The 15,606-nt window shown below is 68.6% G+C and carries 14 protein-coding genes and 1 pseudogene; 6 read left to right on the forward strand and 9 right to left on the reverse strand.

Annotation, left to right across the window (positions count from 1 at the left end; translation table 11 throughout):
- Window positions 1–260: 260 nt before the first annotated feature.
- The 3 genes from ACFWV8_RS24795 to ACFWV8_RS24805 all read right to left on the reverse strand — a co-directional run bounded on the left by ACFWV8_RS24795 (window position 261) and on the right by ACFWV8_RS24805 (window position 2,633).
- Window positions 261–572 carry a WhiB family transcriptional regulator gene (locus ACFWV8_RS24795; RefSeq protein ID WP_384207139.1) on the reverse strand — a complete coding sequence of 104 codons (312 nt, stop codon included), beginning with the start codon at window positions 570–572 and terminating at the stop codon, window positions 261–263.
- 85 nt (window positions 573–657) lie between these two features.
- Complete coding sequence (locus ACFWV8_RS24800) at window positions 658–1,455, reverse strand: VOC family protein (RefSeq protein WP_384207142.1); 798 nt, start codon at window positions 1,453–1,455, stop codon at window positions 658–660.
- A 137-nt stretch (window positions 1,456–1,592) separates the two neighbouring features.
- Window positions 1,593–2,633 carry a multicopper oxidase domain-containing protein gene (locus ACFWV8_RS24805; RefSeq protein ID WP_384207349.1) on the reverse strand — a complete coding sequence of 347 codons (1,041 nt, stop codon included), beginning with the start codon at window positions 2,631–2,633 and terminating at the stop codon, window positions 1,593–1,595.
- 245 nt (window positions 2,634–2,878) lie between these two features.
- On the opposite strand from ACFWV8_RS24805, the gene ACFWV8_RS24810 reads away from it, so the two are divergent.
- Both ACFWV8_RS24810 and ACFWV8_RS24815 read left to right on the forward strand, forming a co-directional pair.
- Window positions 2,879–5,314 carry a ThuA domain-containing protein gene (locus ACFWV8_RS24810; RefSeq protein ID WP_384207146.1) on the forward strand — a complete coding sequence of 812 codons (2,436 nt, stop codon included), beginning with the start codon at window positions 2,879–2,881 and terminating at the stop codon, window positions 5,312–5,314.
- A gap of 44 nt (window positions 5,315–5,358) precedes the next feature.
- Complete coding sequence (locus ACFWV8_RS24815) at window positions 5,359–7,512, forward strand: OmpL47-type beta-barrel domain-containing protein (protein ID WP_384207354.1); 2,154 nt, start codon at window positions 5,359–5,361, stop codon at window positions 7,510–7,512.
- A gap of 123 nt (window positions 7,513–7,635) precedes the next feature.
- On the opposite strand, the gene ligD is transcribed toward ACFWV8_RS24815, so the two are convergent.
- Window positions 7,636–8,667, reverse strand: a complete 1,032-nt coding sequence (ligD, locus tag ACFWV8_RS24820; protein ID WP_384207152.1) for a non-homologous end-joining DNA ligase — start codon at window positions 8,665–8,667, stop codon at window positions 7,636–7,638.
- A 75-nt stretch (window positions 8,668–8,742) separates the two neighbouring features.
- Between ligD and ACFWV8_RS24825 the strand changes: the two genes are divergently transcribed.
- Entirely contained in the window at window positions 8,743–9,807 is a 1,065-nt protein-coding gene (locus ACFWV8_RS24825) for an ATP-dependent DNA ligase (RefSeq protein WP_384207157.1), read from the forward strand.
- Window positions 9,808–9,847: 40 nt separating this feature from the next.
- Here ACFWV8_RS24825 and ACFWV8_RS24830 read toward each other — a convergent pair whose 3' ends face one another.
- On the reverse strand, window positions 9,848–11,071 hold the full coding sequence (locus ACFWV8_RS24830; protein ID WP_384207161.1) for an FAD-dependent monooxygenase: 1,224 nt from the start codon (window positions 11,069–11,071) through the stop codon (window positions 9,848–9,850).
- 171 nt (window positions 11,072–11,242) lie between these two features.
- Between ACFWV8_RS24830 and ACFWV8_RS24835 the strand changes: the two genes are divergently transcribed.
- Entirely contained in the window at window positions 11,243–11,743 is a 501-nt protein-coding gene (locus ACFWV8_RS24835) for a MarR family winged helix-turn-helix transcriptional regulator (RefSeq protein WP_384207165.1), read from the forward strand.
- Between the two features lie 23 nt (window positions 11,744–11,766).
- Here ACFWV8_RS24835 and ACFWV8_RS24840 read toward each other — a convergent pair whose 3' ends face one another.
- The 4 genes and pseudogenes from ACFWV8_RS24840 to ACFWV8_RS24855 form a co-directional block, all read right to left on the reverse strand.
- Entirely contained in the window at window positions 11,767–12,192 is a 426-nt protein-coding gene (locus tag ACFWV8_RS24840) for a YchJ family protein (RefSeq protein WP_384207167.1), read from the reverse strand.
- A 223-nt stretch (window positions 12,193–12,415) separates the two neighbouring features.
- A complete protein-coding gene (locus ACFWV8_RS24845) occupies window positions 12,416–13,216 on the reverse strand; it encodes an SAM-dependent methyltransferase (RefSeq protein WP_384207171.1) in 801 nt (266 codons plus the stop codon).
- 179 nt (window positions 13,217–13,395) lie between these two features.
- Window positions 13,396–13,632, reverse strand: coding sequence for a DUF397 domain-containing protein (locus ACFWV8_RS24850; protein ID WP_329379071.1), 237 nt, complete (start codon window positions 13,630–13,632; stop codon window positions 13,396–13,398).
- A pseudogene (locus tag ACFWV8_RS24855) lies at window positions 13,633–14,493 on the reverse strand (helix-turn-helix domain-containing protein). It lies immediately after the preceding gene.
- Between the two features lie 200 nt (window positions 14,494–14,693).
- Between ACFWV8_RS24855 and ACFWV8_RS24860 the strand changes: the two are divergent.
- On the forward strand, window positions 14,694–15,155 hold the full coding sequence (locus ACFWV8_RS24860) for an ATP-binding protein (RefSeq protein ID WP_384207177.1): 462 nt from the start codon (window positions 14,694–14,696) through the stop codon (window positions 15,153–15,155).
- On the forward strand, window positions 15,155–15,577 hold the full coding sequence (locus ACFWV8_RS24865) for a hypothetical protein (RefSeq protein ID WP_384207360.1): 423 nt from the start codon (window positions 15,155–15,157) through the stop codon (window positions 15,575–15,577). Before ACFWV8_RS24860 ends, ACFWV8_RS24865 begins: the two co-directional genes overlap by 1 nt.
- Window positions 15,578–15,606 lie beyond the last annotated feature (29 nt).

The raw sequence follows: 15,606 nt of genomic DNA on the forward strand, positions 1-15,606 counted from the left end.
CAACGCGGAGGGGGCACCTCCCGTGCCCCCTTGGGGGCTACGGGGGAGTTGGCGACCGACGACAACGGAGGGGGCACCTCCCGTGCCCCCCTCGGGGGCTACGGGGGAGAGCGCGCGTGCCAGGGCCCGCGAGCCCGGCAAGATCCGAACGACAGACCCTTAAGTCCGGCACCCGTCTCTTCCTCACCGGCGCACCCTCATCGTCGTCGTCTCCGTCCCGTTCGGCGGAGGCGACGACGACGCGTTTCCGGCCACCCGGCTCAGGCGGTCTCGGACGTGGCCGAAGCGGCTCCGGTACGGGCCGGACCGGAGCGGCGCAGCCGCTCGCGCTCCTTCTCCGACATCCCGCCCCACACGCCGAAGCGCTCGTCGTTGTCCAGGGCGTATTCCAGACACTCGCGCCGCCCCTCACAGGCACCGCAGAGCTGCTTGGCCTCGCGGGTGGACGAGCCGGGGGCCGGGAAGAAGAACTCGGGCCCGGTCTGGGCGCACAGGGCGTTCTCCTGCCAGGCCAGTTCCTGTCCCGTGCGCCCGGTGATGTCGGTGAGGGTTTTCATTGCATCGATCTGCATGGCACACACGCTGCCTGGTGGCCATAAACATTCGATCAACGACCTGATGAGGGCCCTCCGAGGGGCGATTTCCGGCCCGACTCGCTCACGCGTCCTGCGCGAAGCCCTGCATGAACGCGAGGCGTGCGCCGTACGGGTCGTGCACCACGGCGAAACGGCCGACGCCCTCGATGTCCGTGGGCTCCTGGACGGTGGTGCCGCCCAGCCGGTCCGAACTCGCCACCGCAGCATCGCAGTCGGCCGTACCGAAGTACAGGAGCCAGTTCGGCCCCGTCGTGTCGGAGGTCGGATCGGACTCGCTCGGGACGATCCCGGCGAACATGCCTTCCGGGCCCTTGCCCGCCGGATGGACCATCGTGTACTCGCCGCCGCCTCCCGGCATCGGCATGGTGCTCGACTCCCAGCCGAAGACGGAGCCGTAGAAGCCGGTCGCGGCGTCCTTGTCCGGCGTGGTGAGCTCGGCCCAGCAGAGGCTGCCGGGACCGTCGACGGCCTCCAGGCCGCTGTTCGTCCCCGGCTGCCAGGTGGCGAAGTCGGCTCCGGCCGGGTCGGAGCACATCGTCATCCGGCCGAGATCCCGGACGTCCATCGGCTCGTTGACGACCCGGCCGCCGTTGTCCTGCACGGCCGTGGCGGTGGCGTCGGCGTCGGCCGTCTGGAGGTAGAGGGTCCAGGACGGGGGCGCCTGCTCGACGGGGAGCTGCATGGCCCCCGCGACCGTCTTCCCGTTCAGCTGGAACATGCCGTAGCCGCCGAATTCGGGGCCGGCCGACACATGGTCCCAGCCGAGAACACCTCCGTAGAAGGACTTCGCACCCTCGATGTCGGGTGTGGCGAGATCTGCCCAGTTCGGTGAACCCTGCACATAACGGGTGGTGAGCATCACGGCTCCTCAGAGAGACCCCCCGTACGATTCCTCTCCGAGTCTGCTACCGATCCGGGACCCTCGCATGTGTACGACGCGACAGCGCCGGACGGGTGTGTACCGGCCCGTCCGGCGCCCGATGAAGCCCCCGCGCGTCAGTGACCCGAGTGTGCGCCCTGCGCGGCGGCACCCTGCGCGCTCGCGCCCTTCGCGCTCTTCTTCGCCGCCGGGTGATGCGGCTCGTACCCGGGAATCGTGCCGTCGGGCTTGGCGATCAGGAACAGACCCGCCATGCCCTGGTCCGAGTGGCTCTGTACGTGGCAGTGGTACATCCACGCGCCCGCGCCGACGCCCTCGCCCGCGATGATCTGGAGCCCGAAGGAGTCAGCCGGTCCAGTGATCTTGTTGTCGACGATCCGGCTGGTGTCACCGGCGCCGCTGAGCAGGCCGGTCCTGTTGTCGGCCCAGCGATGACCGTGGATATGGAACGTGTGGTAGAACTCGCCGTGCGTGATCATGATGACTTCGAGACGCTCACCCACCGTGGCCTCGAAGTTGGGGCTCTGAGCACCCGGCAGATTGTTGATCTGCATGTCGTTGAAGACGATCGTGAACTGCTTGTCGGGGAGGATGTCACCCTCTCGGCGGACCACCAGACCACCGTAAAGGCCCTGCCTGATGCCGCCCGTGCCGTGGTCGGTGCCGACGACGTGGTCGTGGTAGTGCCAGTAGCCGGCGCTGCCCTCGCGGTACGTGCCGTCGGCCCGCTTGCCCGGCTTGTGCGTACGCCAGGTGTAGGTGCGCTTCCCGCCCGGCGGAACGTGACTCTTGTTCAGACGGGTGCCGTCGTTGGCGATGTCGTAGTCGACACCGTGCACATGCAGGCTCGCGTCGACGTCCGTCAGATTGGTGAACTCGATGTGGACCGTGTCGCCCTCGACGATGTCGATCACCGGGCCCGGGACGGTCGCCTTGCCCTTCTCGAAGCCGTAGCCGATCTTCCCCGTGCCCAACCGCTCGGCCACCATGGTGAGGTGGTGCACCTTGCCGCCGGCCGGCGCTCGTTTCGGGCCCGCCGTGACAGCGTTCGGCGCGGGCGCCGCCGAAGAGGCCGAGGCAACGGACAACGATGTCACCCCAGTTGCCGCGACCGCGCCGCCGGCCATGAGGCGCCGGTTGAAACTCCGTCTGTCCATCGCCATGCCGAACTCCCCACATGCGGTGCTGAGATTTTCGGGACACAGTGAAGCCCCGGGACGGCCACACGGTAGCTCGGAGATCTTCGTTTATCCACACTCAGGACAAAGTTAGTTCCATTGTGGTGATACCTCTTGGCTCACCGCCCAAAGAGGTCTAGCTTCACGCCTGTTGCTGTGACCAAAGATGGGTGGGTGAACACATGCAGCGCGTACCACATCGCCGGTCAAGATCCCGGCGCGCAATGGCCGCGGTTGTGGTGGCCGGCACCATGGCCGCTACTCTGCTAGGCGGAAACGCCATGGCGGGTCCGTACCCCGAGCCGCCGTCGACAACGTTGTCCCTTCCTTCGCCGCCCGGCGGCAAGAACGTGAAGGTACTCGTCTTCTACGGTTCGACGTCGGAAGAGTCCCCGATCGTCAACGCCGGGATCGAGGCCATCGAGAAGATCGGCCTGACCGGCCCGGCCGCCCAGCGCTTCAAGACCGAGACCAACGGTGACGGTTCGGTCTTCACCAACGCCACCAAGCTGGGCAAGTACAACGCGGTCGTCTTCCTGACGGGCGGCGGCGATGTACTGGATCCCGAGCAGGAAGCCGGACTCGAAGCCTTCGTCGAAGCCGGCGGAGGCTTCCTCGGTATCCGGGACGCGGCGCGTACCGAGCCGTACTCGGAGTGGTTCACCGGACTGATCGGTGCCCGTCCCGACGACGCGAGCCCGGACACGGTCCAGCGCGCGACCGTCGAGGTCGGCGACCGCCAGCACCCCGCGACCAAGAACCTGCCGAAGGAGTGGAAGCGCTCCGACAAATGGTTCAACTGGGACCAGAACCCGACCGGCGACGTGCACACCGTCGCCCGCCTCCGGGAGAGCACCTACAAGCCGGGTGAGGGCGCCAACGGCGCGGACCACCCGATCTCCTGGTGCCGTGACTACGACGGCGGCCGTTCCTTCTACACCGGCATGGGCGCCACCGTCGACTCGTACGCCGAGACCGACTTCCGCGACCACCTGCGCGGCGCCCTCGCGTGGACCACGCGCACCTCGCGGGCCGACTGCAAGGCGAGCATCACCTCCAACTACACGGCGGAGCGTGTCACCCAGCCCAACAAGCCCGGCGAGTCGGACCAGATCGGCGAGCCGCACGGCACCGTCGTCGCGCCCGACGGCCGCGTCTTCTACATCGGCCGCGGCGGCGGCGACAACACCCAGCCCGTCGTCACCGACTGGGCCAACCCGGACATCGGCAAGGGCGAGGGCCAGATCCACGTCTACGACCCGAAGACCAAGAAGGTCACCAAGGCCGGCGGCCTGACCATCTTCGGCAACAAGGGCGGCGGCGACGAGCTGGTCAAGAACGAGGAGGGCCTGCTCGGTATCGAGCTGGACCCCGACTTCATGACCAACGGCTGGGTGTATCTGCACTACACACCCCACTCGGAGATCAACCGTGACACCCGGATGGCCGAGCGCCGTGTCTCCCGGTTCACGCTGGACCTCGCGACCAACAAGCTCGACCTCGCCAGCGAGAAGAAGCTGCTGGGCTGGCCGGTGCAGATCAACAGCTGCTGCCACGCGGGCGGCGGCATGGCGTGGGACTCCAAGGGCAACCTCTACATCGCGACCGGGGACAACAACTCCTCCGGATTCAGCGACGGTTACTCGGGCAACAACCCGCAGCCGAACTACAAGGGCGTCTCCTTCGCCGACGCGCGCCGTACGGCCGGCAACACCAACAACCTCAACGGGAAGATCCTGCGGATCCACCCCGAGGACAACGGCACGTACACCCTGCCCGACGGCAACCTCTTCACCGGTGAGGAGACCGCCGAGGGCGGCGGCAAGACCCGCGGCGAGATCTATGTGATGGGTGTACGCAACCCGGCGCGCATCTCCGTCGACAAGAAGACCGACACCCTGTACGCGGGCTGGGTCGGCCCCGACGCGGGCGCCCCGAGCACCACCTGGGGCCCGGCCAAGTACGACACCTTCGCCGCCATCACCAAGGCGGGCAACCAGGGCTGGCCGTACTGCATGGGCAACAAGCAGCCCTACCGCGACCGCAATCTGCCCGACCCGTCGAAGCCGCTGGGCTGGTACAACTGCGACGCGCCGAAGAACGAGTCCCCGAACAACGACGGTCTCGTGAACATCCCGCCGATCACGGGGAACACCATCTGGTACTCGCCCCAGGGCGGCGCGCCGGACTACCCGCGGGACGCGAACGGCATCCCGAGCTACAAGGCGGCGGAGGCCACCTACCTCCTCCCGTGGCTCAAGGGCGGTGGCCAGGCGACCATGAACGGTCCGCTCTACCGGTTCGACGCCGAGAACGCGACGGCCGAGAGCTGGCCCTCGTACTGGGACGGCAAGTGGTTCGTGGGCGACTTCTACGACCAGACCCAGCCGCGGCACGCGGTGGAGCTCGACCCCAAGACCGCCGGCAAGGGCGGACTGCCCGTGCACGCGGAGTCGTTGAAGGAGATCATCCCCGTCGGTGAGAGCGGCATCCGCAACCTCATGGACTGGAAGTTCGCCCCCGACGGCTCGCTCTACGTGCTCGACTACGGACGTGGTTTCTTCACCTCCGACGCGAAGTCCGCGCTGTGGCGCGTGACGTACAAGGGCGGCGAGGCCACCCCCGCCGCCGCGGATCTGGCCAGAAAGGCGGCGCAGTGAGACAGCGACCTCTACGCCTGTGGACGGCCCTGCTGGGCTCGTTGATGCTGGTGCTGGGGCTGACCTCGACACAGGCATACGGACGTGACGACGACCGGCAGGCGGCGGCCCAGGTACTCAACTGGACCGCGGGCAACTCCACCACGGAGTACCTGACGTTCCCGACGACGGCCGTCGCGGGTCCCGCGACGATCGTGTTCGAGAACAGCAAGGCCACCGGCAACACCACGTCGATGCCGCACACGGTCACCTTCGACACGTCGAACCCCGACTACAACAACGACGTGACGCTCAACCTGATGGCCAGTCCGGACGACGCGCAGGGCGGTAAGCAGACGGCCGAGGTCAATCTGACCCCGGGCACCTACCGCTTCTTCTGCACGATCCCCGGTCACGGCATGATGACCGGCATCCTCACGGTCACCGACGGTGGCGGCGGTGACGACACCACGGCGCCCGAGGCGGCCGCCAAGATAGACGGCGACCAGAACGCCGACGGCGCCTACATCGGCCAGGCCACGGTGACGCTCTCCGCCACCGACGCCGGGTCGGGTGTCGACAAGATCGAGTACGCGGTCGGGCCCGACGGCGAATGGCAGCCGTACACCACCGCGGTCGTGGTCAACACGGTCGGCGACCACGCCATCAGATACCGGGCCACGGACAAGTCCGGGAACGTCGCCGCCGAGAAGACGGCGGAGTTCAAGGTCGTGGCGCCGGACTCGGACGACACGACCGCGCCGGAGACCTCGGCGACGGTGTCGGGTGAACAGGACCCGGACGGCGCGTACTTGAGCATGGCGACGGTCACCGTGACCGCGTCCGACGCCGGTTCGGGCGTCAACAAGATCGAGTACGCGATCGGTGCCGACGGGGCCTGGCAGACCTACGAGGCGCCGGTGATGGTCCACGAGGTCGGTACGCACAAGGTGCGTTACCGCGCCACCGACAAGGCGGGCAACGCCGCCGCCGAGAAGGCCGTCGACTTCAAGGTCGTGGAGCCTCCGGCGAAGGACACGACGGCGCCGGTGTCGACGGTGGCCGTGAGCGGTGACAAGAACTCCGACGGCGCGTACATAACCAGCGCCACGGCCACGCTCAAGGCGACGGACGACCTCTCGGGTGTCGAGAAGATCGAGTACTCGCTCGACGGTGGTCCGTACCTCGCATACACCAAGCCCGTGATCGTCGACGCGGTGGGCTACCACAAGCTCGCGCACCGGGCGACGGACAAGGCGGGCAACACCTCGGTGGCCAAGGAGGTGACGTTCACCATCGCCAAGGGCGGTGGCGTTCCGGCCCCCAACTGCCCTGAGTACGACGTACGGCTGACGGTCATCGTCGGTGCGGTGGACACGGGTGTGCCGAACCGGCTCACCACGAGTCGCTGCACGATCAACGAGCTGATCGAGGACGAGAAGGACTGGTCCTCGCAGGCGCTGTTCCTCAAGCACGTCGCCACGGTGCTCGACAAGCTCAAGTCGGACGGCGTGATCGACAAGCGCGAGCACACGAAGATCACGAAGGCCGCCAAGCAGTCGAAGATCGGCAAGCCGGGCCAGACGACCGGCTACCGCACGCTCTTCGACGGCACCGAGAACACCTTCGCCGACTGGGCCCAGGTCGGCGGCGGCAAGTTCGCGCTCTCCGACGACGGTGCGATGACGAGCAGCACCACCGTCGAGGGCATGGGCATGCTGTGGTTCCCCGAGCGCAAGTACGACGACTTCTCGCTGAAGCTCCAGTTCCGTGACGACGCGCCGGGCACGGGCAACGCCAACGGCGGTGTCTTCGTGCGCTTCCCGAACGTCAACGGTCACCCGCTGGAGACCCGGCCCGAGTGGGTCGCCATCAACTACGGGCACGAGGTCCAGATCCTGGACCGCCCGGACGGCGACATGTACAAGACGGGATCGATCTACGGCTTCGACCGTGTCGGCCTGGCCGGCGCGGGCGTCACGCCGAAGGGCAGCTGGAACGACTACGAGATCAAGGTCGTCGACCAGCACTACACCATCCTGCGCAACGGTGTCGTGATCAACGAGTTCGACAACATCGGCGGCCAGGAGTTCACTCCGCCGCGCGCCGGTGACCTCGGTACCGACGGCCGGCGTTACTCCTCCGGCTATGTCGGTCTCCAGGTGCACGGCACGACGGACGTCATCTCGTACCGCGACATCCGGATCAAGGAGCTGTGACCGGACGCGTCATGAGAAGGACACCTCCGTAGGAGGCTGACCCGCCAGAAGTGCCCCTTCCCGCACGGGAGGGGGCACTTCGCCGTTCCCGGGGCGGCTAGAGCGTGTCTTCGAAGACACGGCCTACGGCACGTCCGGCTGGTCCTCGCGGGCGCGGCTCGGCTGGACGCGTTTCGGTTCGCCCGGCATCTTCGGGTAGTCCGGCGGGTACGGCAGGTCGCCGTGGCCGTGGTCGCGTTCGTCGCGGGCGGCCAGTTCCAGCAGGCCCTCAAGGCTGTGCGCCTCGGAGTCCATGTCCGCGTGCAGGTCGCCCAGTTCGGCGAAGCGGGCCGGCATCGTCGCCACGTCGAAGTCGCGCGGCGAGACGTCGTCCAACTCCTCCCAGCACAGCGGCGCGGAGACCGTGGCGTACGGATTGGGGCGTACGGAGTAGGCCGACGCGATGGTGCGGTCGCGCGCCGTCTGGTTGTAGTCCACGAAGATCTTCTCGCCGCGCTCCTCCTTCCACCACGCCGTGGTGACCCGGCCCGGCATGCGCCGTTCCAGCTCCCTGCCGACGGCGATGGCGCAGCGCCGCACCTGGGTGAACGTCCAGCGCGGTTCGATCGCCACGAACACATGCAGCCCGCGTCCGCCGGAGGTCTTTGGTCTGCCGTTGAGTCCCTGGTCGTCGAGGAGGGCGTGCAGTTCGTGGGCTGCCCTGACGGCGTCCTGGAAGTCGGTGCCCGGCTGCGGGTCCAGGTCGATGCGCAGTTCGTCCGGGTGCTCGGTGTTCCCCCGCCGTACGGGCCAGGGGTGGAAGGTCAGCGTGCCGAGATTGGCGGCCCAGAGCACCGCGGCGGGTTCGGTGGGGCAGATCTCGTCGGCGGTGCGTCCGCTGGGGAAGGCGATACGGGCGGTGGGGATCCAGTCGGGCAGGTTCTTGGGCGCCCGCTTCTGGTAGAAGGACTCGCCGGTGATGCCCTCGATGTACCGCTGGAGGGTGGTCGGCCGGTTCCGCAGGGCGCGGGTGATCCCCTCCCCCACCGCGATGTAGTACTGGGCCACGTCCAGCTTGGTGAAGCCCCGGTCGGGAAAATAGATCTTGTCCGGGCTGGACAGCCGTACGGCCCGACCGCCGACCTCCAGCTCCACCGCCGCGCCCTTGCTCGCCATACGCGCCACCGTAGGCCCGGCTCCCCCGCCGCGCATATTGGGCGGACCCGCCTTGTTCCGCGCACAATCGGGGGCATGGATCTGCCGGTGATGCCTCCGATGAAACCCATGCTGGCCAAGTCCGTGGCCAGGATCCCGCCCGGCATGCAGTACGAGGCCAAGTGGGACGGCTTCCGTGCGCTGATCCACCGGGACGGCGACGAGGTGGTGATCGGCAGCCGCAACGGTAAGCCGCTGACCCGCTACTTCCCCGAGCTGGTCACCGCCTTCCGGCGCGAGCTGCCCGAGCGCTGCGTGATCGACGGCGAGATCGTCATCGCCTACGAGGGCAGGCTGGACTTCGACCGGCTCAGCGAGCGCATCCACCCGGCGGACTCCCGGGTGCGCACGCTCGCCGAACGGACCCCGGCGAGCTTCGTCGCCTTCGACCTGCTGGCGCTGGGGAGCCGTTCGCTGCTGGACACCGCGCAGTCCGAGCGCCGCACGGCTCTGGTCGGCGCACTCGGCGGTGTCTCGGCGCCGGTCCATGTCGCGCCGGCCACCACGGACCTGGAGCTGGCCCAGGAGTGGTTCCGCCGTTACGAGGGCGCGGGGCTCGACGGGGTGGTCGCCAAACCGCTGGATCTGCCGTACCGGTCGGACGTACGCGTCATGTACAAGATCAAGCACGAGCGGACGGCGGATGTGGTCGTGGCCGGATACCGCCTCCACAAGAGCGGTCCCGTCGTCGGGTCCCTGTTGCTCGGGCTGTACGACACGGGCGGGACGCTCCAGCACGTGGGGGTGTGCGCCGCGTTCTCGATGAAGCGCAGGGCCGAGTTGGTGGACGAGCTGGCGCCGCTGCTGATGGAGTCGGCCGAGGGCCATCCCTGGGCGGCGTGGGCGCGGGAGTCGGCCCACGAGAGCGCCAGGCTGCCGGGCGCGCCGAGCCGCTGGACGGGCAAGAAGGACCTGTCGTGGGTCGCGGTACGGCCGGAGCTGGTCTGCGAGGTGGCGTATGACCACATGGAGGGCGACCGCTTCCGGCACACGGCGCAGTTCCGGCGCTGGCGTCCGGACCGTACTCCCGGGTCGTGCACGTACGCGCAGTTGGAGGAGCCGGTCCGGTACGACCTGGCGGAGGTGCTCGCGTCCGGCTGAGGCCAGCCGCGAGCGGGCCGCGGCCGGCCGGCGCGCCGTCTCAGACGGCCGCCGAGTAGTCGGTCAGCGCCAGCCCCGAGTGCGCCGCGCGCCCTTCGGCCGCGCCCGCCGTGGCCATCGCTTCCGTCGCCGCCCGCGGGTCGCGCAGCATCGCGTTGCGGGCGTCGAGTTCCTCCCGTGTCGTCGGTGTCACCACCGTGCCGCCGCCGGTGGCGAGCGCCTGGTTGCGCTCCGCGAAGGGCCGCATCGTGCGCTCGTACGCCGCGAAGGCGTCCCCGTGGTCCGCGTGCGTGGCGAGTTCACCGGCCAGGACGTACGCGCCGACCAGGGAGACGCTCGATCCCTGCCCGGAGAGGAACGAGGTCGCGTGCGCGGCGTCGCCCGCCAGCGCGACACGGCCGCGGGACCACGTCGGCATGTGGATCTGGCTCACGATGTCGAAGAAGAGGTCGTCCGCCTCCAGCATCGCCTCCACCAGGCGCGGCAGGTGCCACACCCGCTCCGGGAAGCGCGCCGTGACCAGCTCGCGCTGGGCCTTCGGGTCGCGGAACGCCGCGAAGGGCAGGGTCTCCTGGGTGAAGGTGAGGAAGCCGTGCATGAGCTCGGACGGTTCGTGGGCGTAGAGGACCGCGCTGCGTCCAGGCTCGTTCCAGATGACGCCTTCGTGCGCGAGCCCGGACTCGTTCGGCATGGTGAAGCCCGCGAAGACGTGCCCGAGGTAGCGGTGGAAGGGCTCTTCGGGGCCGAAGACCAGCCGTCGCGTGTGGGAGTGCAGTCCGTCCGCGCCGAGCACCAGGTCGAAGGTGCGGCGCGTGCCGCTGTCGAAGACGACGTGTACGGCGTCCCCGTCGTCGTCCAGCGTCGCTATCGAGTCGTCGAAGAGGAACTCGACCCGGTCCCGCAACGGCGTGTAGAGCGCGTCGGCCAGATCGCCGCGCCGGACTTCGAGGTCGAGGCCCGCCTCGCCCCCGGTCATCTGCTCGGGCTCCAGCGAGCCGACCAGCTCGCCCGCCGCGTCCACGAAGGTGATCCGCTGGGTGTCGACGTGCGCCTCCCGCAGGCGCGGGAGCAGGCCCATCCGGCCGACGACCTCGCGGGCCGTGCCCCGTATGTCGACCGCGTATCCGCCGCCGCGTACGGCGGAGGCCTTCTCGACGACGGTCACCTCGAAGCCGTAGCGGTCGAGCCAGTGCGCGAGAGCGGGGCCCGCGATGCTCGCTCCGGAGATCAGTACACGGCGGGCGGGGCGGGATGCGTGGTTCATGCTTCTCACCTTTCGGCCGGGGCGTGCCCCGGCATGAGGGCGGTACGCGCCGCACGAGCTGCAAAGATGCGTACCTTAGGTATCCTTATGGTGGCCATACGGCACCCTTTGTCGGCACCGGCCGGTCCCCACGATATAGATACCTAACTCAGGTATGCAAATGGAGGTGCCATGACCCCCGAGTCACCCGGCTCGCCCGTACCGGAGAATCCGCCCGCCGACCTGCTCGCCGTGCTGCCCCGGATCACCCAGCTCAGCAGCGCCTTCAACAGGGGCCGGCTCGTCGAACGCGCCACCGAGGCGGCCGGTCTCACCCTCGACCGCCCCGCCATGGGTGTGCTGCTGACGGTCCGCACGGCCGACGGACCGCTGCGGATCGGCGAGATCGCCGACCGTTTGCAGGTCGTGGGCCCGCATGTGACCCGTCAGGTCCAGGCCCTGGAGAAACGCGGTCTCGTACGACGTGTCGGCGACCCGCACGACCGCCGCGCCAGCCTCATCGAACCGACGGAGGCGGGTACGGACGCGGCCAACCGGTACGTGACCTCTCTGCTGGGCTGGTTCGCCGAAGCACTCACCGACTGGTCGGCACAGGACCGCGACCACCTCGCCCGTCTCCTCACTCGTCTCGCCGACGACGTGACGGCGCGTCTGGCGCGGTTCGAGGAGTAGGGCGACCCCGTACGCCCGCGCGGTCAGTCCACGAAGGTGCCCTCAACGTAGACCCAGGCGCTGTCGTACCGCTCGAAGCGGCTCCGCTCGTGCAGCGCGCCCTCCTCGCCCCGGCGGGTGTAGCGGGCGCGGAAGGTGACGGTGCCCGTGGTGTGGAAAGCGCTGCCTTCGGTGGTGGCCAGGATCTCCAGACCCGCCCAGCGCATGGCCGGGTCGAGGCCGACCCGCGATGGGCGGGTGGCGGGGTGCCAACTGCTCAGCAGATAGGGCTCGTTACCCACGGCGAAAGCGCTGTAGCGGGAGCGCATCAGACGCTCGGCTGTGGGGGCGGCTGCGGCACCGGAGTGGAAGCGGCCGCAGCACTCTCCGTAGGAGGCGGGCAGCCCGCAGAGACACGGGGATTCGTCTCGGGATGCGGTACGAGTGGGGCGCGTGGGGCGTCGGGACATCCGCATATTGTGCCCGGCCGCCGACGGCCCGAGGGCCGGGGAGGGGCGAGAAGGCGCCCACAGGGCCACTGGGCGGCCGTCGGGCTCTCTCCGCTCTCCGTGGGCCTTCGGCCCTTCCGGTCGCCGCCAGACGGCGCACAAGCGCTTTCTGCGCGGCAAGCGGCGGGGCGAGGCAGGGACGCGGCGCCGGGGCCGAAAACGCCTCGGCGCCGCCGCGCCGCTGTTAAGGCTTGCGGGCCACGCCCACGTACCCGGCGATGAGCCCGTCGTCCGGGACGGGGACGACCTCGCCCAGCTCCGGCCGCCATTCGGTCACCATGGAGACACCGGGCTCGACCATCTCAAGACCCTCGAAGAACTGGCCGACCTCCGCACGGGAGCGCAGCGCGAGCGGCACGCCCTTGGCCTTGTAGAGCTCCTGTGCCTTCTTCGAGTTCTCCGGGTCGAAGTCGCCCGTGGTGTGGGAGATCACGAGATAGCTGCCGGAGGCCAGCGGTTCAAGCAGCTTGTGAACCAGCTCGTGCGCGCCGTCCTCGTCCGGGACGAAGTGGAGCAGCGCGATGAGCGACAGGGCGACCGGCTTCTTGAAGTCCAGGATCCGCCCGGCCTGTTCGACGATCTCGTCGGGTTCACGCGCGTCGGCCTGGATGTACTCGGTCAGGCCCTCGGGGCTGCTGCGCAGCAGCGCCTCGGCGTGACGCAGAACGATGGGGTCGTTGTCGGTGTAGACGACGCGGGAGTCGGCGGCGACCTCCTGCGCGATCTGGTGGAGGTTGGGCTCGGTCGGGATACCCGTACCGATGTCCAGGTACTGGCGTACGCCCGCTTCCGCACCGAGCCAGCGGGTGGCCCGGTGCATGAACGCGCGGTTGCACTTGGCCATCTCCCGGCCGAGCGGGTTCAGTTCGAGGAGCTGGCGGGCCATCTCCTCGTCGACGGGATAGTTGTCCTTGCCGCCGAGAAACCAGTCGTACATCCGGGCAGGGTGCGGCCTGCTGGTGTCAATGGCGTCAAGCCCGGTCATGTGCACTCCATGGAGTCTCGGCGTCGGCGGCGGATGCCGGCGGAACTAGCGGCAAGGAACAGGTGAGTTCAGATCCGATCAGGCCTGATCGGCTCGTACCAGGCGGGATCCGGCCGATCAGGACGTACGGTTCCCGTCACATCACGTCGAATCACGGCACGTCGGTCACGTCGGCCATGTCAGGTCAGCAGGAAGTCGGCCTGGCCGGACTTGGCGCCTTCGATGAACGCGGCGATCTCGCCGTTGGTGTAGATCAGCGCGGGGCCGTCAGGGTCGTTGGACTGGCGCATGGCGACTCTGCCGTCGGCCAGCTTCATGGCCTCGACGCAGTTGCCGCCGTTGCCGCCGCTCCATGGCTTGCGCCAGCCTTCGGCGCCGAGCTCGGTGGCGGGCATGCCGTTGTATATCGGATCCATTCACAGCTCCTTGCGGACATCCTTGAGGATCTCCTTCGTGCGTTGTGCAGTTGCAGCCTGAGCCGCCATGCGGTCCATGACCTCAAGGTGGGTCGCCACCTCTGGACGCGCGTCGAGATAGACGGCGCCGGTCAGGTACTCGCTGTAGATCATGTCGGGCAGTTCGGGCATGGCGAAACGGAAGAGCACGAACGGCCCGTACGTCCCGGGGTGGTGTCCGGAGGAGAACTCCGCGATCTGAAGGGTCACATTGGCCATCTCGGACGCGTCGATCAGCCGGTCGATCTGCTCGCGCATGATCTCGGGCGTACCGACGGGACGGCGAAGCACCGTCTCATCCATGATCACCCACAATTTGGGTGCGTCCGACCTGGTGAGCAGTGACTGGCGCTGCATACGCAGTGCCACATGGCGGTCGATGGCCTCCGGCTGGACCTGCCCCACGGCGCCGGCGTGCATGACCGACAGGGCGTAGCCCTCCGTCTGGAGCAGCCCAGGGACGAAGTGCGGCTCGTACGCCCTGATCAGGGAGGCGGCGCCTTCCAGGCTGACGTACATGCTGAACCAGTCCGGCAGGATGTCGTGGTAACGCTACCACCAGCCGGGCTTGTTCGCGTCCTCGGTCAGCTCGACGAAGACCGCGGCTTCGTCGTCGCCGACTCCGTAGGCACGCAGAAGTACCTGCACATAGGGGACTTTGAGCGTGACCTCGGCGGTCTCCATCCTGCGGACAGTGGCCGCCGCCACCCGGAGAAGCTTCGCGGCTTCCTCGCGTTTCAGGCCGGCTCTCTCGCGCAGATCCAGCAGACGTCTGCCGAGTACGACCTGTCCCACGGTCGGGGCAGACCGCGGTTCACTCACTTTGGAACCTCCCCATGCACGGTTGCCAGCAGTGTGCCATGCCCTCGCCAGTAAGAACACGGCACTCTGAAAAATTCACAGTGCTACTTGCCAAGTGTCGCGCACGGGTGGAGAGTGGTTCGGTGAACCAGCTCCTGCAGTTGTCGTGCTCCGCCCGGAGGTTTCGCACGGTGCTGCTTCCCCACCGTTAGGAATCGGTCGTGGCACCTGGTAACGCGCTCACCCCCCCGCTGATGACCTTGTGCCCTGGCAACGTTGTCCGACGCTACGGATTCGCACTACCGGCCCACGCCGAGTCGGTCTGCCGAGCCAGACAGCTCACCCGCGAGCGGCTCGGCCGATGGGGCACCACGGACGACACGCTGGACACGGCGATCCTGATCATTTCGGAGCTCGTCACGAACGCCGTCGTCCACGCCCCCGGGGACCACGTCATATGTGAACTGCGCGAAGGGAACGGTCGGCTGCGCATAGCGGTCGAGGACCAGGGCTTCGGCCCCGTGGGTCCGCAGTTGCACCGCGCGTCCGACGACGAGGGCGGCCGGGGGCTCCTTCTTGTGGACGCGATGAGCAGCTGCTGGGGAACACATGACACGTCCGGCTACGGCGCGGGACGTGTCGTCTGGGCCGAACTGCCACATGAGGCGGGGCAGCCATGTTGATGGACGCGGTACGCCGGCTGGCCCGTGGGCTGCGTGACGAGGGGAGCGCCTTCGCGCAGCTGCCGCTGCCGCCGACCCTGCCCGCCTCGCTCGGTTGTGACGCGGTGGGCGTCCCCGCGAGGCACGGGTTCCGGCTGATGGGCAGGCTGCCGAGCACCGGCTGCGTCTTCGCCGACACCGACTGGTGGTGGTGGATCGTCCCCGCCGGCTCGGACCTCGAACTCGACTGGCCCCGGCCCGCCCTCTACGTCTCCGGGACCCGGGTCCCGGCCGCGCGGCCCCGGCTGATCCACTGGCCGGACGCCCCCACGCCGTACACGCCGCCGATCCCCTTCTATCTGATGGTCTGCCAGCTCGCGGGGGCGACGCCTACGTGGGAGGCGCGGTCACAGGCGGAGATCCCGGTGCGGCAGCACGGCTGAGAACCGCCCTTCTTAACTGAAGGGCGGTC

Source organism: Streptomyces sp. NPDC058665 (assembly GCF_042714995.1).
Taxonomy (GTDB): domain Bacteria; phylum Actinomycetota; class Actinomycetes; order Streptomycetales; family Streptomycetaceae; genus Streptomyces.